The sequence below is a fragment of the Paenibacillus sp. NPDC093718 genome, assembly GCF_050279985.1.
Lineage (GTDB): Bacteria > Bacillota > Bacilli > Paenibacillales > Paenibacillaceae > Paenibacillus_AQ.
In genome coordinates this window covers 1-23,274 of sequence record NZ_JBNNUS010000004.1, presented here as the reverse complement: position 1 = coordinate 23,274, position 23,274 = coordinate 1, and the positions used below count along the sequence as shown (strand labels likewise).

Sequence of the window (23,274 nt, the reverse complement as noted above, 5' to 3'; positions counted from 1 at the left end):
TGTGATATAGTGAACAGACTTAAAGTAATGACCATAGTCGGCACTCGTCCGGAAATTATTAAACTAAGCATGATAATTAAGGAGTTAGATAGATTTACAGATCATATATTGGTTCACTCAGGCCAAAATTTTGATTATGAGCTTAATGAAATCTTCTTTGATGATCTAGGAATTAGAAAACCTAATCATTTTCTAGGTGCTGCAAAAGAAAGTGCTATAGAAACAATAGCAGAAGTTATCAAATCTTCAGATAAAGTTATGGAAATAGAAAAACCGGATGCTTTATTGCTTTACGGTGATACCAATACATGTATGGCTGTCATATCCGCAAAAAAAAGAAGGATTCCCATTTTCCACATGGAAGCAGGGAATCGCTGTTTTGATCAAAGAGTTCCTGAAGAAATTAACCGGAAAATTGTTGATCATCTGAGTGATATAAATCTACCTCTAACTGAACATGCTAGAAGATACTTAATTGATGAAGGTATAAAACAAGAAACAATTATTAAAAGTGGCTCAACATTACATGAAGTAATTGAATTCTACAAACCTCAAATTAATAGATCAGATATCCTTGATAGGTTCTCCTTAACAGAGAAGAACTACTTCGTTGTTAGTGCACACCGTGAAGAAAATATTGATGACGAAACCAACTTTTATAATCTTATCGAAACACTTAATGAGGTTGTTGAGAAATATAATATGACGATTATTTTTTCAACTCATCCTAGAACTAGAAAGAAACTAGATAAATTGGATATACGTGTGAATGAAAGAGTGGTTTTCACAAAGCCATTGGGTTTTTTTGACTATCTAAAGCTACAACAAAATGCGTTCTGTGTACTGTCAGATAGTGGAACCATAACTGAGGAGTCATCAATACTCAAGTTTCCAGCTATAACGATTAGAAATGCAATTGAAAGACCAGAAGGTATGGATGAAGGAACTTTAATCATGAGTGGGTTGAGTAAAGATAGAGTGATACAGTCCATTGATGTTGTTACAGAACAGAGAAACAGTCCACTTTATAATATTGATATAGTTAAAGATTACGAAGGGAAAAATGTATCTCAAAAAGTGGTGAGAGTTATCCTAAGTTATACTGATTATATTAATAGGACAGTATGGAAAAAAAGTTAAAAGAGGTGGAGGAGGAGCAAGTGTATAATTTATTGATTTTAGGTTCGAATGGAATGGCAGGTCATGTTATAACTGATCATTTTGAAAAAAAAAGTGATGAGTATCAAGTGGATAATATCAGCCATTCAAGGAAGCTAAATGAAAGAAGCTACCAATTTGATCTGACTAATATTGAATTGTTTGATGATTTTTTGAAAAGAAAAAAGTACGACTATATAATTAATTGTGTTGGCGTGCTAAATAACAACGCAGAGCAAGATAAAGAAAAAGCTATCTTATTAAATAGTTATCTTCCACGATTTCTTGAGAAGAGGTTTAAGGACTCAACTACTAAAATTATTCATTTGAGCACAGATTGTGTATTTTCAGGTGAAAAAGGAGGATATACTGAAAAATCGTTTAGAGATGGGGATAGCTTTTATGACCGAACCAAAATACTGGGTGAACTCGATAATGACAAAGATTTAACAATCAGGACTTCGATTATTGGCCCAGATATAAACAAGGACGGAATTGGGTTGTTTAACTGGTTTATGCAATCGAAAGGGATTGTCAATGGTTATTCTGGTGCTTACTGGTCTGGAATTACTACTATTGAATTAGCTCAGGCTATTGAAAAAATTATAAATTCTCAAAATATAAGCGGACTCTATCATCTTGTTGCAAGAGAAAAAATAAATAAATACGATCTATTGAGTCTCATAAAAGAAATTTTTAAAAGAGAAGATATTAATATAAAGCCGAATAATGATGTTTTGATTGACAAGAGCTTAGTAAACACAAGAGTAGACTTTGAATATACGGTTAAAAGTTATCCCGCGATGATCGAAGAGATGAGAGAATGGATACTTAACCACAAAGATCGTTACGATCACTATTAAAAATGAACAGAAGTGAGTGAAGGGTCATAAATAATAGAATTCTTGTGATATGTCAGCATTTCTGGCCTGAAGAGTTTCGTATAAATGATATATGTAAGTCCTTAGTTGAGATGGGATATGAAGTAGACGTAATTAGCGGTATACCTAATTACCCTCATGGAAGGTACTTTGATGGCTACTCTGCTTTTAAGAAAAGAATGGACAACTATGAGGGGATAAATATATACAGAAGTTTTGTTATCCCCCGAGGCAATGGCAATCCAATTCAAATTTTCATGAATTATATTTCCTATCCTATTTTCTCAATTAGTAAGTTGTTAAAGTTGAGGAAAAGAAAATATGATAGAGTATTAGTTTATCAATTAACACCAGTATTTATGGCTTATCCTGCTATTCTAGCTAAGAAGTTATTTAAAATTAAAAGTTATATATACATACAGGATCTGTGGCCTGAGAGTTTATATTCTGTCTATGATTTCAAATCAAAATGTCTGAAGAAAATATTTGATAAAATATCTATTCATATTTATAAGCAATTTGATTTTTATCTAACGACTTCAAAAGGAATAAAGAAGAAGATTGAAAGTGAGTTTGGAATTAGAGGTGATAAGGTATTTTATCTTCCAAATTGGGCAGAGGACTTCTATGAAGTAAATAGAGAAGATGAAAATCTTATAAACAAATATAAAGATACTTTTAATGTGGTATTTGCAGGAAATATCGGACCAGCGCAAAGTTTTGAAACGATACTAGAAGCAGCTAAAAATTGTAAATTAAGGGGATATTCCAAGATTAAGTGGCTTATCATTGGAGATGGTATGACCAAGGAATGGGCAGAAAACCAAGTTGCTAAACTTGGCATCAGTGATGTTGTCGAGTTTATTGGGAGAAAACCCGCTGCGAGTATGCCCGAGTACTACAATGTTTCAGATGTATTATTAGTTTCGCTAGTTAAAAGTGACTTATTTTCAATTACTATACCTTCTAAGGTTCAATCCTATTTAGCCTCAGGAAAACCAATAATAGCCTCTCTAGATGGGGAAGGAGCGGATATAATACTTGAAAGTAAGTCAGGTTTAGTCAGCAGTTCTGGAGATTCAGAAAAATTAGCTGAGAACGCGATTAAAATGTACCTAATGGATAAAGAGGAATTAGATACAATGGGGAATAATGCGAGTAAATATTATAAAACTCATTTTAAGAAGAATGTTGTGTTAGAAAACTTAGTAAATATCCTTCAAAAATAATTGGATTATGAAAGAGGGCCTGTAAAGTGAAGAGCAGCACTCTACCTATAAGCGGTCTAATTTTAATAGAACCTAAAGTCCATGGAGATCACCGTGGCTTCTTCATGGAGAGTTACAATGAATCATTATTTAAGCAGAATGGCATTACCTATAACTTCATCCAAGACAACCACTCTCTATCCGCAGAACCTGGTGTTCTTCGAGGGCTGCATTATCAGTTACACCCCAAGGCCCAAACCAAACTCATACGTGTCCTTACAGGTGCTATTTATGATGTGATCGTAGATATCAGAAAAAGCTCTTCTACCTTTGGTCAGTGGTACGGTGTCATTTTAAGCGAACACAACCATCGTCAGCTGCTTGTTCCTAAGGGCTTCGCACATGGTTTTTGTACGCTAGTCCCTAATACCCAGGTTCTTTATAAAGTGGACGAATATTATTCCCCCGAAAATGACCGCGGCATATTATGGAATGATCCGGCTTTGGGGATCGATTGGCCAACGTCGAATCCGATTTTATCGGACAAAGACCAGCGGCACCCGCTGCTGAAAGACGCAGAGATGAATTTTGACTAGGGGGCAGTGAGGATGAAACTTCTTGTTACCGGCGGCGCCGGTTTTATCGGCAGTAACTTTATTTTATATATGATTCAGCAGCATCCGAATTACCAGATCATTAACATGGATGCACTTACGTATGCAGGCAACCTTGAAAACTTAAAATCCGTTCAACACCACCCTAACTACTCTTTTGTGCAAGCAGTTATAGCTGACAAACCAGCAGTGGACGCGATTTTCCAACAGGGTATCGATGTGGTTGTTAATTTTGCGGCAGAATCACACGTGGATCGCAGCATTTTGGAACCGGAAATCTTTGTGAAAACCAATGTCATGGGGACACAGGTTCTTCTGGATGCGGCCCAAAAATATGGCGTGACTAAGTTTGTCCAAGTATCCACGGATGAAGTATATGGGTCCTTGGGCGAAACCGGTTTGTTCTCTGAAACGACGCCACTTGCACCGAATAGCCCGTATTCTGCCAGCAAAGCAGGCGGAGATCTGCTCGTAAGGGCTTACCATGAGACCTTTGGTCTCCCGGTTAACATTACCCGCTGCTCGAATAATTACGGTCCATACCAATTTCCTGAGAAGCTGATCCCCCTGATTATTTCTCGTGCCCTAAATGATGAATCCCTGCCGGTCTACGGCGATGGCCTCAATATCCGTGATTGGCTGTATGTCGAGGATCATTGCAGTGCGATCGATCTGGTTATTCATCAGGGGAAAATAGGTGAGGTTTATAATATTGGGGGCAACAACGAACGTACCAATCTGCATATTGTGCAAACAATTCTGAGGGAGCTCGGTAAGTCGGAGTCATTAATTACTTACGTAGAAGATCGTCCAGGTCATGACCGACGTTATGGCATTGACCCTACAAAAATTATGAATGAGCTTGGCTGGAAACCAAAGCACAACTTCGAGACAGGCATTAAGGAAACGATTCAGTGGTATTTGAACAACAAAGAGTGGTGGACAAGAATTCAATCCGGCGCATATCGTGATTATATGACCCAGCAGTATGGCAGCCGTTTGGGTGAAGTGGAATGAAGATACTCGTAACTGGAGCAATTGGTCAGTTGGGGCAGGATGTAACGCATGTTGCTGCTGAAGCTGGGCATGAGGTTATCGGGTGCGGGAGAGCAGAGCTAGATATTACGAGCATGGAGCAATGCCGACAGGTAATTTCTTCTCATAATCCGGATGTCATCATTCATTGTGCGGCTTATACGGCTGTGGATGCAGCCGAAAGCGATACGGACGGTGCCTATCTTGTGAATGCCACAGGTACGCGTAATATTGCTGTATCCGCCGAAAAGATGGGTACCACCGTAGTTTATATCAGTACGGATTATGTTTTTAATGGTACTAGTGAGACGGCTTATGTTGAGTATGACGACACCGACCCGCAAACGATTTATGGCCGCTCCAAGCTGGCAGGCGAGCAAATGATTCGAGACTTCTGCTCCAAGTGGTTTATCGTGAGAACATCTTGGGTATTTGGTCTTCACGGAAATAATTTTGTGAAAACGATGCTCCGTCTAGGTCAGGAAAAACCGTTATTAAAGGTGGTTAACGATCAAAAGGGTTCCCCCACCTACACGGTAGATCTGGCACAGTTCTTGTTAAACCTCATCTCCACAGAAAAATACGGTTTATATCATGCCTCCAACAGCGGCTCTTGTACATGGTATGAATTCACCGAGGCCATTTTTGAAGAAGCCCGTGAACAATTGGGACTAGAGATAACGGCTGAATTGCAACCTTGCACGACGGCAGAGTTTCCACGGCCCGCTCCGCGTCCAGCCAATTCAACGATGGATCACTTGGCTATCCGCCTAAACCAATTAGAGGATTTACCGCATTGGCGTGAAGGGCTGAAGCAGTTTATGCTGGATATGAAGCAGTACCCTGAACTATACTTAAAGTGAATACAGCGATGTAAGAGACCTGATCTTATGGATCAGGTTTTTTATTAGCCTACTTCATAACATCACTCATGAATCTAATGAATGACAACAGTATAAAGCCAATGTGTTTTTCCGGAGGTTCCTCACTATGAATAATGTGCAAGTGTTACTATCCGCCTATAACGGCGAACGGTATATATCCGAACAAATCCAGAGCATTCTCAACCAGACTCACCCCTCCATCTCGATTTTGATAAGAGACGATGGATCCACGGACCAAACAGTGGAAGTTCTAGAACAGATGATGAACATGCATCCAGACAAGATCAAGCTCATAAAAGGAACGAATGTTGGCGTTGTGTCCAGTTTCTTCGAATTGCTGCGTGCTGCAGACGCTGAGGCTGATTATTACTGTTTTTGCGACCAGGATGACGTGTGGCTTGATCATAAGGTAGAGCATGCTATAGCCCGCCTAGACTCCTCTATATATACGGAAGTACCGGCGATGGTATTTACATCGACCTACCTTACGGATGACGAGTTAAACCGGAAAGGTGCATGGCCAAAGCCTCCTGCTTCTGAACCCTCTTTCTTCAATGCGTTATATGAGAATATTGCCATTGGCGCGACAATTACGATGAATCGATCGGCAAGAAACCTGTTTATAAATAGTAGATCGGTTGACAGTCAAAAGATTCTTATGCACGATTGGTGGTTCTACCTGCTCGTTTCCGCATTTGGAACTGTAATCTACGATAACGCGCCATCCATGTTATACCGTCAGCACAATAATAATGTGGTAGGGGGCAGCAGCTCTATTGTGGGTAAGTTGAAGAGCAAATGGGCCAGTTTTAAAAGACATACAGGCAAAGACTTGCTGCATAAACAAGCGAGCGAGTTTGATCGAATCTATGGATCGCGATTGACTGGCGAACAGAAAGAGCAGCTGGATTTATTTCTTGCAACTCGCACAAGATTCATGGACAGATTACATTATGCACGCAAGAGCAAATTGTACAGACAATCCAAGGCAGAGAGTTTGTTGTTTAAGTTTTTTATTTTGATCGGGTTTATATGAGGTTGAATGAAATAGGGCAGAGCAAACTTATTCCTTGATATTCCTTCTTTCCCCACGAACTATGCTATAATGTCGATAGATTACTATATTTGTCAGGAGACGTTATGCAATGGATTTAAGCATTTTAATCGTGAACTACAATACCTGTCAGCTGACGGTGGACTGTTTGCGATCCGTGTTTGCATCAGAGACGGACTATACATATGAAGTCATTTTGATAGATAACAACTCGAAGGACGAGTCGGTTCAGACCATCCGAGAGTTATTTCCGCAGGTTAAGCTGATCGAGAACATGGAGAATATCGGCTTTGCCAAAGCCAACAATCAGGGGATGGAAGTGGCGGAAGGTCGCTATATGCTGCTGCTAAATTCCGACACGATTATCCAGCAGGATACGATCCAGACGATGGTCGCTTTTATGGACTACAATCCGATCATTGGCGCTTCCGGCTGCAAAATCGTCCTTCCGGACGGTTCGCTGGATAAGGCCTGCAAAAGAGGGTTCCCAACGCCTTCGGCGTCCTTCTATTATGCTTTTGGGCTCAGCAAGCTGTTCCCGAACAAGCCGGAATTTAACCAGTATCAGCTGGGGTATTTGAATCCGGACGTAGAGTATCCGGTGGATTGTTTGGTCGGTGCGTTCATGCTGGTACGCCGCGAGACGATCGAGCAGGTTGGTGGGCTGGATGAAACTTTCTTTATGTACGGGGAAGATATCGACTGGTGTTATCGCATCAAGCAGGCCGGATGGGGAATTCATTATTATCCTCGGACGACGATCATCCATTATAAAGGCGGCAGCGCTCGGCGCAGGCCATTTAAGATCATTTATGAGTTCCATCGGGCGATGATTCTTTTTCATCGGAAGCATTACCGGCAGAAATACAACATATTCGTTAATGGAGCCGTGTATGCGGGTGTCGGTTTAAAATTACTCCTATCCTTGCTCACGAACCGGCTTAAGCCCATTCGTACGGCAACCATAACGCAATCTTCAGGTGGAGTGGAGGTGAAATCATGATCCGCCAGAATCAGGGCTTCCTTACTAAGCTGTATATGTTAACTGACTTTGTCTTCATCCAACTGGCCTTTCTGCTCGCTTGGTGGATGAAATTCGAAAGCGGTTGGTTTCCGTACGAAAAACCTCTGCCCATCGAATCTTATGGAATGTGGAGCTTGATTTACGGCGCGGTTGCCGTAGCTGTTGGCATCATGATTTCCTTATACTCACCGAAGAGGAAAAAGCGCTTTGCCGACGAGTTCATGAAAATCTTTCAGATGCATTTTATCGGGATGTTCATTCTCTTAAGTATCATGTTCTTTGTTAAAGAGGTGAATATCTCCCGTTGGTATCTCGCCATTTACATGATTCTCAATGTAGCATTCATCATTTTGTACCGTTATTTCTTAAAGACGTCTTTGAAGCACTTTAGGGAGAAAGGCTATAATCGCCAATTTGTGCTCATCGTGGGTGCAGGTACACTGGGCAAGCAATTCTTCAAAAATCTGAAGCAATACCCGGAGCTTGGGTATGAAGTTGTCGGTTTTCTGGATGATTACCAGCAGTGGGACGAGATCGAAGCCAGACGGCTTAAACCCATTCTGGGCTCGGTGAGCGATCTACATAAGGTGCTAAACGAAAAGCTTGTCGATGAGGTCGTGCTGGCACTGCCGCTAAATGCGCACCACAAATACCCGGAGATCATCGCCGCTTGTGAAAAAGCCGGTGTTCGAACGCTGATTATCCCTGACTTTTTCGATTACCTCCCGGCACGGCCGGTGTTTGATAACTTTGCGGGGATGCCGATGATCAACGTGCGCGATATCCCGCTGGATTTAGCGGCAAATCGACTGTTCAAGCGAGCGTTTGATATCGTATTCTCTTTGGTGGCGATCATCCTAACCCTGCCGGTGATGATCGGGATTTACCTCGGTGTCCGATTAACCTCCCGGGGACCCGTCATTTTTAAGCAGGAGCGGGTTGGGCTGAACCGCCGGAACTTTTATATGTATAAATTCCGCTCCATGAAGCCGCTGCCGGAGGGGGCACCGGATACGGGCTGGACGGTAGAGAATGATCCGCGCCGCACCAAGTTTGGCTCTTTTCTTCGGAAGACCAGTCTGGATGAGTTACCTCAGTTCTTCAATGTTCTGTTTGGTCATATGAGCGTAGTTGGTCCTAGGCCGGAGCGACCATATTATGTGGAACAGTTCAAAGAGGAAATTCCAAAGTACATGGTGAAACACCACGTACGCCCGGGCATTACGGGATGGGCGCAGAGCAACGGCCTGCGTGGGGATACTTCGATTGAGGAACGGATCAAGCACGATATTTTCTACATCGAGAATTGGTCCATTCTATTTGATATCAAAATCATTCTGCGCACGATCCGCAACGGATTCAAGAACGCATACTGATTGTAATGGATGTAGACGTCATTTGGCAGCAGCCAAGGGGCGTTTTTTTGTTTGGCCTACCCTTCAACCGGGTATTACCTAGCAACAGCAATGAACGAAACAAAGGGTGGGGATACCATGAAACGGATCGCAGCTGTCCTTCTATTATTTTCCGCCATTATGATACTGCTTCTGACTCATCTGGAGTTGGAAGAGGAAGAACCGCAAGGATTCGCGGCCTATCGCCTGATTGCTCATGCCATGGGAAGTATCAGGGAACAGCCCTACACGAACGCCTACGAAGCCATGGTCGTTAACTACGAGAAAGGCACTCGGGTATTCGAGATTGATTTGATGCTGACGGAGGATCGCAAGGTCGTAGCCAGGCACGAGTGGACGGAGAGCATGACGCAGCAGCTGGGTCAGAAGGAGAAACTCCCTGATGATAAGCAGGCAGCGCGCCTGAGCCATGAGGAATTCATTAATACGCCGATTTTGGAGCAATACCGGCCGATGGATATCGAGGGGATTATGGATATGATGGAGCGTCATCCCGATATCTATATCGTGACGGATACGAAGGAGCAGGAGGATCAGGATATTCAGCATCTGTTCACGGAGATTGTAAGTGCTGCTAATGAGAGGAACCCGGCACTTCTGGATCGGGTGGTCATCCAAATATATAATGAGCCGATGCTCGATATGGTCAGGGACATCTATCCGTTTAAGTCGATTATCTATACGCTGTATGCCACGCAGGATTCACCCGCCGAGATCACGGCCTTCGTGCAGGAAAACAGCATTGACGCCGTTACCATGCCGGAGTACAAGGTCAGCCCGAATTTCGTAGCGAAGCTGAGGCAAGCGGGTGCCGTGACCTATGTCCACACCATCAATGACACCAACACCGTGAACAATTATGAAAAATGGGGCGTGTACGGCGTTTACTCGGACCTGCTGACAGAGCCGGAGCTGGAGCAGAACAGCCTGAGATATACCATTAAAAAGTGACTCGTATAGAGGGGGCATGGCTTTAATTGCATGGCCCGTCTATGAAGTAGGCTATTCTTCATATATAGTGATGCAGAACATCTAAGTCCGTTGTCTCCAAAAGAGACGCGGGCTATTTTCATGATATCAGTAGATATAAATTCGAAGCATGGCCTACTTGATAGCACAGAAAACCACCATCTTTATGACTGGGATTGTGCGTCATGCGGTCTGGGACTATACGTCGGTAGACGACGCTTTTTTTAAGCGAAGTGTTAGCCCCAATCCCGTTCCAGCGGCCCGGTTCGTATATCGGCTAAACCGATAAACCGCAATTACCAAAAAAATGTTCGTATTTTATGCGAACATAAATTGACTTGCTTACCGTGCTAGCATAGACTTATTTTAGTATAATAGTAACCCGTGAACGTGGAGGAATGACGCTTGAAAGAGATGATACAATCCTGGAGGCATGTGTTTAAGCTGGACCCCGACAAGGAGATCGATGACGAGACCCTTGATGCGGTATGTTTGTCAGGAACCGATGCCATTATGGTCGGAGGCTCAACCGGAGTCACTTATGAAAATACCGTGGATCTGCTGTCCCGAGTTCGGCGTTACGAGCTGCCGTGCGTGCAGGAAGTATCCGATCTGGAAGCCGTTGTACCCGGATTTGATCTATATATGGTCCCGATGGTCATGAATACGCAGGATCCGACCTGGATTATGGGCAGGCATCGCGAAGGAATCGAACGCTACGGGTATATGATCCTGTGGGATCTGGTTGTAACCGAGGGGTATATCGTGTTGAACGAGGATGCCGCGGTGGCGAAGCTGACCGGAGCAGAAACTTCGATCGAAGCGAGCACTGCCGCCGCTTATGCCCAAATTGCGGACAAGCTGATGAATCTGCCGATCGTGTACCTGGAATACAGTGGTGTATATGGGGATATGGAGACCGTCCGTACAGTGCGCAGATCGCTGGATAACGCCCGTTTGTTCTACGGTGGCGGAATAACGAGCGCCCAGCAAGCGTCGGAGGCAGCTGCTATCGCTGATACGATCGTTGTTGGCAACGTTGTGTATGATCATCTGAAGCAGGCGCTCGAGACGGTTAAGGCCGTGAAGGGCTGACTGGTCTCTGATATATGATCTGCCCAAAAATATAGAGGCGCGTTAAGCCAGCTCAGGCTCTATAATAGTGTGTTTTCTCATCCGCCTTGTGACGGTTAAGTAACCATATTATATAATATTTATTTTATATTCCATTTAACCAAGCAACCAGAACACACCGTATCTTAAACAGACAGCATTCCTTTAAATTTTATCTATCTGCCGGACCCTATCCCATTTTTTCGCTTTTCATCGTTAACCAAGTTTCTCCCTTACCAAATCTACACCTATTAGGAGGCAATACTATGCATTCCATTGATATACATGAAGCCGTCAGACGGCTGAATCCACAGCAGCGTCAAGCCGTTGAAGCAACCGACGGACCGCTGCTCATTATGGCGGGGGCCGGCTCCGGTAAGACGCGGGTGCTGACGCACCGGATCGCGTATCTGATCGCCACGCGCAAAGCAGCTCCCTGGAGCATTCTTGCGATTACGTTTACGAATAAAGCAGCCCGCGAGATGCAGGAGCGGGTATCCAAGCTGGTCGGCCGGGAAGGCCAGGACATCTGGGTATCGACGTTCCACTCGATGTGCGTGCGGATTTTGCGTAGAGACATTGAACGGATTGGCTTTACATCGAATTTCAGTATTTTAGACTCGACGGATCAGCTGTCCGTTATTCGGAATGTGATGAAGCAGCACAACATCGATCCGAAGAAATTCGAGCCGAAGGCGATTCAAGCGGCCATGAGCGCCGCTAAGAATGAACTGATTTCCCCGCAGCAGTATGAACAGAAAGCCGGAGATTATTTTGAATCCCTTGTAGCCAAGGTCTACACCGAATACCAAAAGCGCTTGAAGAGCAACAACTCGCTCGATTTTGACGATCTGATCATGACCACGATCCAGCTGTTTAAGGAAGTGCCGGAGGTTCTCGACTTCTACCAGCGCAAGTTCCAGTACATTCACGTGGATGAGTATCAGGATACCAACCGGGCGCAGTACATGCTCTGCCGCATGCTGGCGGACAGCCATCACCGCATCTGTGTTGTCGGAGACAGCGACCAGTCGATCTACCGCTGGCGGGGCGCGGATATCACGAACATCCTGAATTTTGAGCAGGATTATCCCGAGGCGCGGACGATTCTGCTCGAGCAGAATTACCGCTCTACAGCGAACATTTTGAACGCTGCCAACAATGTCATCGGCCTGAACACAGGCCGCAAACCGAAGAATCTGTGGACCGAGCAAGGTGAAGGACCGAAGATCAAGGTGTTCCGCGGGGATACGGAGCATGATGAGGGGTATTTTGTTACCTCGGAAATCAGCAAGAGCATTACCGCCGGCAAAAGCTATCAGGATCATGCGATTCTGTACCGGACCAACGCGCAGTCTCGGGTCATCGAGGAAATTCTGATCAAGTCGGATATTCCGTACCAGATCGTCGGGGGCATCAAGTTCTACGATCGCAAAGAGATTAAGGACCTGCTCGCCTACCTACGCCTGATCTCCAACCCGGACGACGATATCAGCCTAACGCGGATCATTAATGTGCCAAAAAGAAGCATCGGCGACACAACCGTTGCAAAGCTGGCTGCTGCAGCCGCAGAGCGGGGCATCTCGATTTTCCGCGTGCTGGAAATCGTGGACGATCTCGGCTTTGCCGGACGGACGCGCAATGCGCTGGTGGGCTTCTACGACATGATTGCCGCGCTCAGCCGAATGGTTGAGTTCCTGTCGGTCACCGAGCTAACGGAAAAAATACTGGAGATGTCCGAGTACCGTCTCGAGCTGCAAAACGAGAATACGATCGAATCCAGATCCCGCCTCGAGAACATCGACGAGTTCCTGTCGGTGACGCAAGAGTTCGAGAAGAACAACGAGGATAAATCGCTCATCTCCTTCCTCACGGATCTTGCGCTGATCGCGGACATCGACTCGATGAACGATGACGAAGAAGATCGTGACGACGCTGTCGTGCTCATGACCATGCACAGCGCCAAAGGTCTGGAGTTCCCGGTGGTGTTCATCATCGGCATGGAGGAAGGGGTGTTCCCTCACAGCCGTGCCTTTATGGATAACGAAGAGCTGGAAGAGGAACGCCGACTTGCTTATGTAGGCATCACGCGTGCGGAGAAGCAGCTGTTCCTGTCCTGTGCGCGCATGCGTACGCTATTTGGCCGCACGACGGCGAACATGCCATCGCGATTCCTGGAGGAGATCCCGGAAGAGCTGAAGGAAGACACTCAGATGGCGCATGACCGATACCGCCGCGGTGGCGGAAGCAACGTGGGCGGATCTTACGCAGGACGCGGCTTCGGAGGCGGTGGAGGCAGCAACTTTGGCGGCGGCCGCAGCGTGGACCTCTCCCTCAGCGGATCGACCGCTTCCGCGCAAGCTGCGCCGAAGAGCCGGGTGACGATGACAACCGGTGCAGCATCCCGTCCAGCTGCTTCTTCGGGCAGTGGGGAATTTAAAGCCGGCGACAAAGTGGCCCATGGCAAATGGGGAACCGGTACGATCGTAGCGGTAAAGGGAAGCGGCAACGACATGGAATTGCAGATTGCATTCCCGGCGCCTGTGGGCGTGAAACGTCTGCTTGCCGGCTTCGCGCCGATTACGAAGGTGGAATAACCACGGGCGATGGTGGTTGCTGCATGTTAAGAGCAGGATGTTTGGACAACAATGTAATAAAATGGTTGAATAACAGTCCACAACAGTCCACGTCACAACGCAACCTATAATGGCCTTATTATATTGAAGGAGGATTGCCCCTGCATGGATTTCAAGGAAAAGATGGAGAAGCTCATTGCGGAGCTAAACAATTACAATTACCATTACTACACGCTGGATCAGCCGCTTGTCAGCGACAAGGAATATGATGCCCTGTACGACCAGCTGGTAGCGTTGGAGGCCGAGACCGGAGTGACGCTTCCGGATTCTCCGACCCAGCGGGTGGGCGGGGAGATTCTGAAGGGCTTTGCCCCGCACCGCCATTTGGCTCCGTTATGGAGCCTTGATAAGGCTCAGAACATCGAGCAGCTCCGTACCTGGCATGATCGCGTGGTCAGGCTGGTCAATGACTACAATTCGAAGAATCCCGGTAATCCTCTGTCGTCACCTTGTTATGCACTGGAGCTGAAGTTTGACGGGCTGACGTTGAATCTGACCTATCAGGACGGTAAGCTGGTTCAGGCGTCGACACGGGGCAACGGTGCGGTTGGCGAAGGCATTTTGGCTCAGGTGAAGACCATCAAGTCGGTACCGATGACGATTCCGTACACGGAAGGTACGATTGAAGTACAGGGCGAAGGCATCATGAACCTGTCCGTGCTGGAACAATACAATCAGACCGCGGCCGAGCCGCTCAAAAACGCGCGTAATGCCGCCGCAGGGGCGCTCCGCAATCTCAATCCAAAGGTAACGGCCGAGCGTAAGCTGAACGCTTACTTCTACAATGTAGGTTATTCGGATGGAATCACCTTTGCCGATCACAAGGAGATGATGGATTTCCTGCGCGAGAACCGGCTCAAGGTCAATCCGTACATTTTCTATTTTGATCAATTTGACGATGTAATGGAGCAATTGGCCGATATCGAGAAGCGCCGTTCCGAGCTCGATTACCTCATTGACGGAGCGGTGGTAAAGGTCACCGATTTCCGCATCCGCGAGGCCCTCGGATATACCGATAAGTTCCCGCGCTGGGCAGTCGCTTATAAATTCGAAGCGGAAGAAACCACGACCGTGCTGCAGTCGGTAACCTGGAATGTGGGGCGGACCGGAAAAATCACGCCGTTAGCGCGTGTAGAGCCTGTTGAGCTTGCCGGGGTCACGGTGCAAAATTGTACGCTGAACAATATCGGGGATATTGAGCGCAAGAACCTCAAGTTCGCACTGGGCTCCCGAGTCTTCATTCGCCGTTCGAATGACGTTATTCCCGAGATCCTCGGCAAAGTAACGGAGGAGCAGGACGGAGAAGAGATCCTGTATCCGGAGCAGTGTCCATCCTGCGGATTCCCGCTGGAGCAGCGCGGCGCTCATCTCTTCTGCAACAACAAGACGGGATGCAAACCGCAAATCGTGGCCCGGATCACGCATTTTGCTTCCAGGGATGCCATGGACATTGAGACGTTCAGCGACAAAACTGCGATCCAGTTATACGACGAACTTGGCGTGAGAGAACCGGCTGATCTGTACACGTTATCTTTTGATAGTTTGCTGAAGCTGGAGCGCTTCGGCGAGAAAAAAGCCCAGAACCTGCTGGATGCCATCGAGAAGAGCAAGGAGCGGGATCTTGCATCCTTCCTCTTCGCACTGGGTATACCGAATACCGGCAAATCCACAACCAAAATGCTGGCCGATCACTACCGTGATCTGCAACGCGTGATGACAGCGACAGCAGAAGAATTGGTCGAGCTGCCGGACGTGGGCGGCATCGTGGCCGAAAGCATCGCTGGATACTTCGCGGACCCGTTTGCCCAAGCAAGCATTCAGAAGATGCTCTCGCTGGGTGTCCAAGCGAAAGCGCCGGAAGCACCGAAGCCGGTCAGCACCGATTCCTACTTCAGCGGCAAAACGGTGGTGCTGACAGGCACCCTCCATCTGCTGACACGCGAAGAGGCAACCGAACGCTTGGAAGCGCTCGGCGCCAAAGTCACCGGCAGCGTGTCCAAGAAAACCGACCTCCTCATCGCAGGCGAAAAAGCCGGTAGCAAACTGGCTAAAGCCCAGCAGCTCGGCATCGACATCCTGGAGGATGAAGAAGAGTTCGTGCGGCTGCTGAACGAATCATAATACAACCTGGATATATCTTGCAGAATCAGTTGCATCCCATAGAAACCGAGGCTATTTCATAGTCTCGGTTTTTCTTTTTCTCGATTTCATTGCTCCTCCCTTACTTCCTATGTAAGCCTTATTTTCCTTGAATCTTTGATATTTTTGATCATTCGTCAAAACCTCCTATACAATCGACTGAATTTAACAAAAGCATACAGAAAAGGATGAAGGAATCTAATTTTTAATTCTAGAATAATTTACCACGGGTCAGTCTTATGCAGAAAGGAGTGGATACCATCGTTAGGCAGCGCAGATATGCTGATGACATCCCAGACCCTAATGTGATTGGGAAATCTATCTTATGGGAGGGGCAAAGCCTTGAGTAAAAAGTTATGGTCCGCACTACTAAGTTTTGTATTAATGCTATCACTCGTTGCACCAGCGGCTGGGGCGGCTCCGTCAGAACGGCAGATCGAGCTGGACAATCCGCTCAGTGCCGATGAAGCTAGGCAGATAAAGGATATTCTGAAACAGCGAGCTAAGCTTGCGGAGTTTCCGGTGCTTGAACAAAGCCTGCAGAAATCTGCCGGGGGTCCTACAAGAGTCATTGTAGAGCTGTCTACTGAGCCAGTGGCCTTAGCCAAAGGGCTTTCCTCTATTCAGGGTCAATCCTTTAGTTCTTCCGCAGAGGCGAGGGTTGAGGCACAAGTGCAATTGGAGCAGCAGACTTTTATACGCAGCCTGAGCACGAAGAATATAACGCACGAAATCTCGGAGCAATATAGTTACGCATTCAACGGGCTGTCCATGGAGATCGACGGCAGCAAGGTTGAAGCGCTGCTTGATCTCCCTGGCGTTCTAGGTGTATATCCCGATCTGGAGGTAACGGTTGGACCGAAGGGCGAAGTGAATCCATACATGAAGGATACGGGGCCGTTTATCGGTGCTCCGGAAGTATGGAATCTTGGTTATACAGGTAAAGGCGTTAAAGTAGGCGTTATCGATACGGGTATTGATTACGTTCACCCTGTTCTGAAGGATGCCTACAAGGGTGGATACGACTTTGTTGATAATGATAATGATCCATACGAGACCACCCCGCTCGACTGGAAGAATGACCCTTCCAATCCACCAGAGGTCGATGACAACGGCAGCACGTACTGGACGGATCACGGAACACATGTGGCAGGTACCATTGGAGCCCGTGATGTGGGCGAATATGGAGTTGTAGGCATTGCGCCGGACGCGGATATCTATGCGTATCGCGTTCTTGGGCCGTATGGAAGCGGCTATTCCAGCTGGGTACTGGGAGGTATCGACCGTTCCGTTCAGGACGGAATGGATGTAATCAACCTCTCCCTGGGCAATTCCCGAAATGATCCGGACTATGTGACGTCCGTAGCTCTCAACAATGCTGCGCTGGCTGGTGTCACGCCAGTCGTTGCAAGTGGCAATTCAGGGCCTAACCGCTGGACGGTTGGATCGCCGGGTGCGGCGGCTTTTCCGATAACGGTAGGAAACTCAACGGGTCCAAGTGACGAAATGGCGGCAACATCGCACTTTTTCACGGATGCGGAATTGCCGGTTGAGCCAATTGATAACAATGAGGGGCCGTTGGAGCTTGGAGCAGAGCCAACAAAACCCGTTACACCTGAAGAGCAGACGGATGTAGGAGCACAGGCAGATGAATCATCTGGGCCAACATCGACTGATGACACGGCTGCTATGGTTGGGACGGAGCCTTCCGTCGATACGGAGCAAGATCTAGAGCCGGCTCAACCGACTGAAGTAGCCGGAGAGGAGCCGGTTACCGAAGAAGAGGCTGTTGAACCTGTCAAGGATGAGGAAGTGCCTTCAGCAGACGATAACGCTCCGATTACTGTGGTAGATGCAACGTATAAGCTTGAATTAATGGCTTGGAATCTGGCCGAGGATCCAGAAGTAGTCCTGGATGGGGATTTCGAACTGGTATATGCGGATCTGGGTAAGCCAGAGGATTTCACGGGTAAAGACGTAGCGGGCAAAATCGCATTGATTAAACGCGGCGAAATTGCCTTCGTCGAAAAAATTGCCAATGCTAAGGCGGCAGGCGCGAAGGGTGCCATTGTGTTCAACCAGAACCCTGGACCTATCGGTGTGTTGCTTGGGGACAGTTTTGCCTTCATTCCAACCTTTAGTATGAGCAAAGAAGACGGCGATTATATCAAATCGCTGCTCGATGCCAACCCGAATATGAAAGTGAATTTTACGGATTTTATCAAAAACCGAACCGCAGGCGATGAAATTAATGATTCCAGCTCCCGTGGCCCGGCTAAAAAGACGCTGGACATCAAGCCTGACGTGGTTGCACCGGGAACAAGCATATTGTCATCCATTCCGGCGTACGGTAGGGACATTGCCGATGCAGATTATAGTCAGTCCTATGATCGCTTCACGGGCACCAGTATGGCATCCCCGCATGTGGCAGGGCTTGCAGCTCTCATTTTGGAGAAGCACAACGACTGGACTCCATTCGACGTCAAAGTCGCACTGATGAATAACGCCAAAGTGCTGAATACCGAATCCTACGATGTAACGGATCAAGGAGCCGGACGCGTACAAGCACTCAATACCATCCAGGCAGAGGCTCTGGTGAAGGTCTTGGACAAGACCTCGTATCAGGAGAACGGAACAAGTAAAGAGCAGGATAACATTACGGGAAGCATCAACTTCGGTAATTTTACGGGAGAAACCGCCACCGCCCAAACCGTGCAAAAGAAAATAAAAATTGAACAGATTGGTGACATTGGCGGACAGTTTGAGGTTGAGGTCAGTACAACCCGATCAACCCCTGGGGTAGCGGTAACGGTGGATCAGCCTTCCTTTGATTTAAGCGGTGAGAAAGAACTGGCTGTATCGCTTCAAGTTCCAACGGGTGTATCTGGAGTATCGGAACAGCAAGGCTACATTATTTTTAAAAACGAAACTCGTTCTTACTCTGTACCATATGTAGCTTACTTCAATCTGGAGATGACCGGTGTCAAATATACCAAGGTTTACAGTGAGACCGAGGACTATTTGCCGCATTTCCCACTGAACAAACAAGGAGAACTGGGTGAACTGAATGTAGGTTTTGAATTCTACAATCCTATGATAGCTGTTCAAGTTGATCTCTATGATAGCCTTAACCCTGAATCAGGACCAGATGGCGATGGGCGGATAGGGCGGATATTTTATGATGAGCTGGATTTACAAGCCAACACTGAATATGAGCTTCCTTGGGATGGTATTTTCGGTAACTATACGACTCAAAAATATGAATTGATTAAAGATGGTCTGTACTCGGTTGAACTACTATCCCTCGGTGCGGATGGAATCGTTTATTCCGATTACGCAACTGTTCCATTCTTCGTTAAAACCAAAGCACCAATCATTAACACGAGCGCGGATGTCAAAATCTCCGGCAAGAACAATCCAGCGCTAACCGGCACGATCGATGACCTCTATGTAACGGCTGCTCCAGCGATGTGGGATGAATGGACGATAGACTTTGACGTCAGCGAATGGCTGGATGCCAGCTATGTCATTAAAAGAGCTAACAAAACGGTGGCTAAGCAAGGCAGCTTCGATGTCAAACAGGATGGTGCATTTACCATCGCATTAGACGACCTGTCTTCAGGTAACTATATCGTTGAGCTTTCCGTCAAGGACCATCAAGGTCTGGAAGGAACAGCAAAGGTTGACCTGCAACTGACCGGTGCTCCGGGTCCAGGCAACTCAGGCGGTGGTGGCTCGTCCTCCGGCGGCGGTTCTACGACTCCAACCACTCCAGCACCTGAAGTGTTGGGGGATGCCAAAGTAACCACGAAGAAAAATGCAGATGGTACCGAGTCTGCAACGGCTGCTCTGTCTGAAGCAGCTGTTGCGGCAGGGATTACCGGGGAAGGCAAGGAAGTGAAGCTGGACGTATCGAAGCTTGATTTCAGCAAATATAGCGATGTAGCCTTTACCCTCGGTAAGGCTGCCTTGGATAAACTGAAAGCATCAGGCAAACCGCTTGTTATTGCGGGTAACGGATTTAGCCTGACGGTTCCTGCTAATGCCTTGGATGATTTCACAACGAGCAGCGGATTCAGCTTAGCGGTTTCCGTAGCTGCAAGCAAAGCGGCATCCGGAAACACATTGAACGCTGTATCCCCGATCGTTTCGATCAAACACGGAGACAAGTTCAAACACCCACTTCTGTTGACATTGAACTATGACCCAACAAAAGTGAAGGATGCGCGCAAGGTAGGTGCCTATGTGCAGTCGGAAAAAGGAGACCTGCAATCCGCTGGATTGCTGCAATCGACTGCGCGTGGATCGATCACGTTCCGTGTTAACGGTCCAGGTTCATATGTGGCTGCCGAGAATAACGTGACATTCAACGACATTGTCGGTCACTGGGCTAAGGATGAGATCGAGGTTGCTGCCTCGCAGCATATCACGAACGGTACAGGTGCAGGCCGCTTCTCGCCAAACAATGCGGTGACCCGTGCCGAATTTGCGACACTGCTTGATCGTATTTTTGAAACAGGCATCGATTGGGAAACACGCAGCAAAGAAGCGGGAGCGAAAAATCCGCTGACCCGTGAGGATATGGTGGTCATGATTGCGGAAGCACTGAAGATTGATTCCGATGCAGGCTCCTTGTCATTCAATGACAATAACTTAATCTCTGAGGATGCACACGCGGCCGTAGCCTTTGCTGTGAAGGAAGGTCTGGTGAAGGGAGTGAATGGCAACCGCTTTGGACCGGGTGAGACTTCCACTCGGGCTCAGGTATCCGTGATTGTGTATCGTTTACTGGATTATCTGAACAAAATCTAATGAAGGTCTAAGATTAATTCATTTAGAATACAATCGTGGTTAAGCAAAAGAGGAGCTGCTCCATGTCATGCGAATTGACGGGGCATCTCCTCTTTTTATATGCGCTTGCTTTGATACACGTGTATGATAACATCGTTGCTCCTTTTAAAGTTGGCCCTCGTTTATTGGAACCGTCAACAAAAATGTTGATTATACATCCCGAGATATGTAATATTTCGGTAGCGTGTGAAGTCGGATGAAAGGAGGAAGGGAATGAAATATAATACAGTGTTCTATGTAACCATTGGAATAGTTCTATTTTTTATTATGGTTACGGTGCTCGGGGATATCGCGGCTGAGGATGCTGCTGGAATGATTCGCATGAGCATCGAGTGGCTGACGAAGTACGTGCTCCCATGGATATTCCTGTACTGGTTCATTAAACTTGTCAGAAAAATAAAGTAAAAAGACACTCACCGCACGCACGTATTGTGCAGCACGATGAGTGTCTTTTTCCCATAATCTCGATTATTCCCTCGACCACTGGTCCAGCTTATCATCACCGGGAAGAAGCAGGGCAAGCAGACCAAGCAGCGGCAAGAAGCCGATGGCGATCATAACATTGCCGATTCCCCAAGCATCCCCGAGATTACCGAGCACAAGCGAACCGACCCCGCCCATGCCAAAAGCAAACCCGGTGATCAGCCCAGATACCGTACCGATATTGCCCGGATGCAGCATTTGGGCATATACGACGGTAACTGAAAAACTGGACAATAGAACAAAACCGCCAATCAGCAGCAATACAGCCGCCCAGAACGGGGAGGCGAACGGCAGAATCAACGCAATGGGTGCTGTGCCGATCATGGAGAGCATGATCATGTTGCGGCGGCCAAAGCGGTCGGCCAGCGGACCGCCGAAGAAGGTACCCACAGCTCCGGATGCGAGAAATAGAAAAATATAAATCTGAGCGTTATCAATCGTGATCTTGTACGCATCCATGAGGTAGAACGCATAATAGCTGCTAATGGCTGCGCCATACCAGGAGCGGATAAACACGAGAATGACGAGAACCAGCGTTGCATTGCGTACGCTTTTGCGGCGGGCTGGATCAAGCATGCGTCCGGCAGCTTTCTTTTTAAACGTGTAACCAGCTTTCAGCATGCCGTGATACCAATGGGCAACATAGGATTGCACGAGGATACCAGCCGCGGCAACGAAGGTGAAACCGATCGCGCCAAACTGTCCGAACGGTACGAAAATGTATCGTGTCAGGAGCGGAGCAAGTGATTGCCCGGCATTGCCTCCTACTTGAAAGATCGATTGGGATAACCCTTTTCGCATCCCTGCAGCCATATGAGCGACCCGCATTCCCTCAGGGTGAAAGGTCGCCGAGCCTAATCCGATCAGAACGACCGCGAACAGAACAAGGATATATGTATGTGCATATGCGAGAATGAATACGCCTGCGAAGGTGAAACACATGCCAATCGGAAGTAGAATTGGTGTCGGCCTTCGATCCGCGGCATACCCAATAACAGGCTGGATAATGGATGAAGTAAAATTAATGGCAAAGGAGATCCAACCGATCTGCGTAAAGGTAAGCAGCAGATTATCCTTTAATATAGGAAAGATAGCAGGGATCACGGACTGAATCGAATCATTGAACAAATGAACGAAACTGATGGCGATTAGAATTTTATATACGGTAGCCTGATTTGCCTCTCCGTGCGCAGGACTTGGAGTATCTGTGGGCTTTTGGAGAGCGATGCTTTTGTCTGCCATTCGGCGAACTCCTTTCTTATGTATGTAGTCGGGCTTCAGAAAAGCGATGAACTAACCTTAAAACCTTTTCTATAGGAAATCAATTACAATTCGAGATGATACTTCATGAATTTGAAGTCTACGACGGAGCAAATTTATAGCAATGTCGCCGGCAGGCGGGATTATATATCGATCTCTATAAGGTATAAATCTTGATAGGAACGATGTTATGCGAAACTTTACATATTTTCTTATAAAAATGCTTGCTATATTTTTTGTATCATGGTATATTACTAACTGTCGCTTTTGACGAAAGCTTTTGAAGCTTGTCGAACGGCGTCGAAAAAAAGTGTTGACATCAAGTTAAATACTTGATAAGATATAAACCTGCGCTGCTGATTGAGATGATCGGCAAAGCAGCCAACAAGTTCCTTGAAAACTGAACAAATGGATCACGTCAATGTAACACAAGCAAACGTTAATACGTTAGCTTTGAAATGAGCAAGTCAAACACTTTATTGGAGAGTTTGATCCTGGCTCAGGACGAACGCTGGCGGCGTGCCTAATACATGCAAGTCGAGCGGACTTG

General features: G+C 46.8%; 16 protein-coding genes and 1 rRNA gene. 16 read left to right on the top strand and 1 reads right to left on the bottom strand.

Annotated features, from left to right (window positions below; all coding sequences use genetic code 11):
* Positions 1–9 precede the first annotated feature (9 nt).
* The 15 genes from wecB to ACQKPA_RS13020 all read left to right on the top strand — a co-directional run bounded on the left by wecB (position 10) and on the right by ACQKPA_RS13020 (position 21,386).
* Positions 10–1,140 carry a non-hydrolyzing UDP-N-acetylglucosamine 2-epimerase gene (gene wecB / locus ACQKPA_RS13090; protein ID WP_326120383.1) on the top strand — a complete coding sequence of 377 codons (1,131 nt, stop codon included), beginning with the start codon at positions 10–12 and terminating at the stop codon, positions 1,138–1,140.
* Positions 1,141–1,160: 20 nt separating this feature from the next.
* Positions 1,161–2,021 carry a dTDP-4-dehydrorhamnose reductase family protein gene (locus ACQKPA_RS13085; protein ID WP_427492835.1) on the top strand — a complete coding sequence of 287 codons (861 nt, stop codon included), beginning with the start codon at positions 1,161–1,163 and terminating at the stop codon, positions 2,019–2,021.
* 44 nt (positions 2,022–2,065) lie between these two features.
* A complete protein-coding gene (locus ACQKPA_RS13080) occupies positions 2,066–3,268 on the top strand; it encodes a glycosyltransferase family 4 protein (protein WP_427492833.1) in 1,203 nt (400 codons plus the stop codon).
* A 26-nt stretch (positions 3,269–3,294) separates the two neighbouring features.
* Entirely contained in the window at positions 3,295–3,843 is a 549-nt protein-coding gene (rfbC, locus tag ACQKPA_RS13075) for a dTDP-4-dehydrorhamnose 3,5-epimerase (RefSeq protein ID WP_427492831.1), read from the top strand.
* Between the two features lie 12 nt (positions 3,844–3,855).
* The gene (gene rfbB / locus ACQKPA_RS13070) at positions 3,856–4,878 is read left to right on the top strand and encodes a dTDP-glucose 4,6-dehydratase (protein WP_427492829.1); all 1,023 of its coding nucleotides are present in this window, start codon (positions 3,856–3,858) and stop codon (positions 4,876–4,878) included.
* Positions 4,875–5,759 (top strand): dTDP-4-dehydrorhamnose reductase, encoded by an 885-nt coding sequence (gene rfbD, locus ACQKPA_RS13065; RefSeq protein ID WP_427492828.1) that lies wholly within the window; start codon positions 4,875–4,877, stop codon positions 5,757–5,759. The genes rfbB and rfbD overlap by 4 nt, the downstream gene beginning before the upstream one ends.
* A 127-nt stretch (positions 5,760–5,886) precedes the next feature.
* Positions 5,887–6,816, top strand: coding sequence for a glycosyltransferase family 2 protein (locus tag ACQKPA_RS13060; RefSeq protein WP_427492827.1), 930 nt, complete (start codon positions 5,887–5,889; stop codon positions 6,814–6,816).
* 109 nt (positions 6,817–6,925) lie between these two features.
* Positions 6,926–7,837, top strand: coding sequence for a glycosyltransferase family 2 protein (locus ACQKPA_RS13055; protein WP_427492825.1), 912 nt, complete (start codon positions 6,926–6,928; stop codon positions 7,835–7,837).
* Positions 7,834–9,234, top strand: coding sequence for an undecaprenyl-phosphate glucose phosphotransferase (locus tag ACQKPA_RS13050; protein ID WP_427492824.1), 1,401 nt, complete (start codon positions 7,834–7,836; stop codon positions 9,232–9,234). Before ACQKPA_RS13055 ends, ACQKPA_RS13050 begins: the two co-directional genes overlap by 4 nt.
* Before the next feature lie 117 nt (positions 9,235–9,351).
* Positions 9,352–10,224 (top strand): phosphatidylinositol-specific phospholipase C/glycerophosphodiester phosphodiesterase family protein, encoded by an 873-nt coding sequence (locus tag ACQKPA_RS13045; protein WP_427492823.1) that lies wholly within the window; start codon positions 9,352–9,354, stop codon positions 10,222–10,224.
* Between the two features lie 423 nt (positions 10,225–10,647).
* The gene (locus ACQKPA_RS13040; RefSeq protein WP_427492821.1) at positions 10,648–11,337 is read left to right on the top strand and encodes a heptaprenylglyceryl phosphate synthase; all 690 of its coding nucleotides are present in this window, start codon (positions 10,648–10,650) and stop codon (positions 11,335–11,337) included.
* A gap of 284 nt (positions 11,338–11,621) precedes the next feature.
* A complete protein-coding gene (pcrA, locus tag ACQKPA_RS13035) occupies positions 11,622–13,952 on the top strand; it encodes a DNA helicase PcrA (protein ID WP_427492819.1) in 2,331 nt (776 codons plus the stop codon).
* Between the two features lie 144 nt (positions 13,953–14,096).
* Positions 14,097–16,112, top strand: a complete 2,016-nt coding sequence (ligA, locus tag ACQKPA_RS13030) for an NAD-dependent DNA ligase LigA (RefSeq protein ID WP_427492817.1) — start codon at positions 14,097–14,099, stop codon at positions 16,110–16,112.
* Positions 16,113–16,472: 360 nt separating this feature from the next.
* On the top strand, positions 16,473–20,942 hold the full coding sequence (locus tag ACQKPA_RS13025; RefSeq protein ID WP_427492815.1) for a S8 family serine peptidase: 4,470 nt from the start codon (positions 16,473–16,475) through the stop codon (positions 20,940–20,942).
* Positions 20,943–21,194: 252 nt separating this feature from the next.
* The gene (locus ACQKPA_RS13020; protein ID WP_427492813.1) at positions 21,195–21,386 is read left to right on the top strand and encodes a hypothetical protein; all 192 of its coding nucleotides are present in this window, start codon (positions 21,195–21,197) and stop codon (positions 21,384–21,386) included.
* A 63-nt stretch (positions 21,387–21,449) separates the two neighbouring features.
* Here the strand turns inward: ACQKPA_RS13020 and ACQKPA_RS13015 are convergent, their stop codons facing one another.
* Complete coding sequence (locus ACQKPA_RS13015; RefSeq protein ID WP_427492811.1) at positions 21,450–22,706, bottom strand: MFS transporter; 1,257 nt, start codon at positions 22,704–22,706, stop codon at positions 21,450–21,452.
* Between the two features lie 494 nt (positions 22,707–23,200).
* On the opposite strand from ACQKPA_RS13015, the gene ACQKPA_RS13010 reads away from it, so the two are divergent.
* Positions 23,201–23,274: ribosomal RNA gene (locus ACQKPA_RS13010) — 16S ribosomal RNA — on the top strand; the annotation flags it as partial.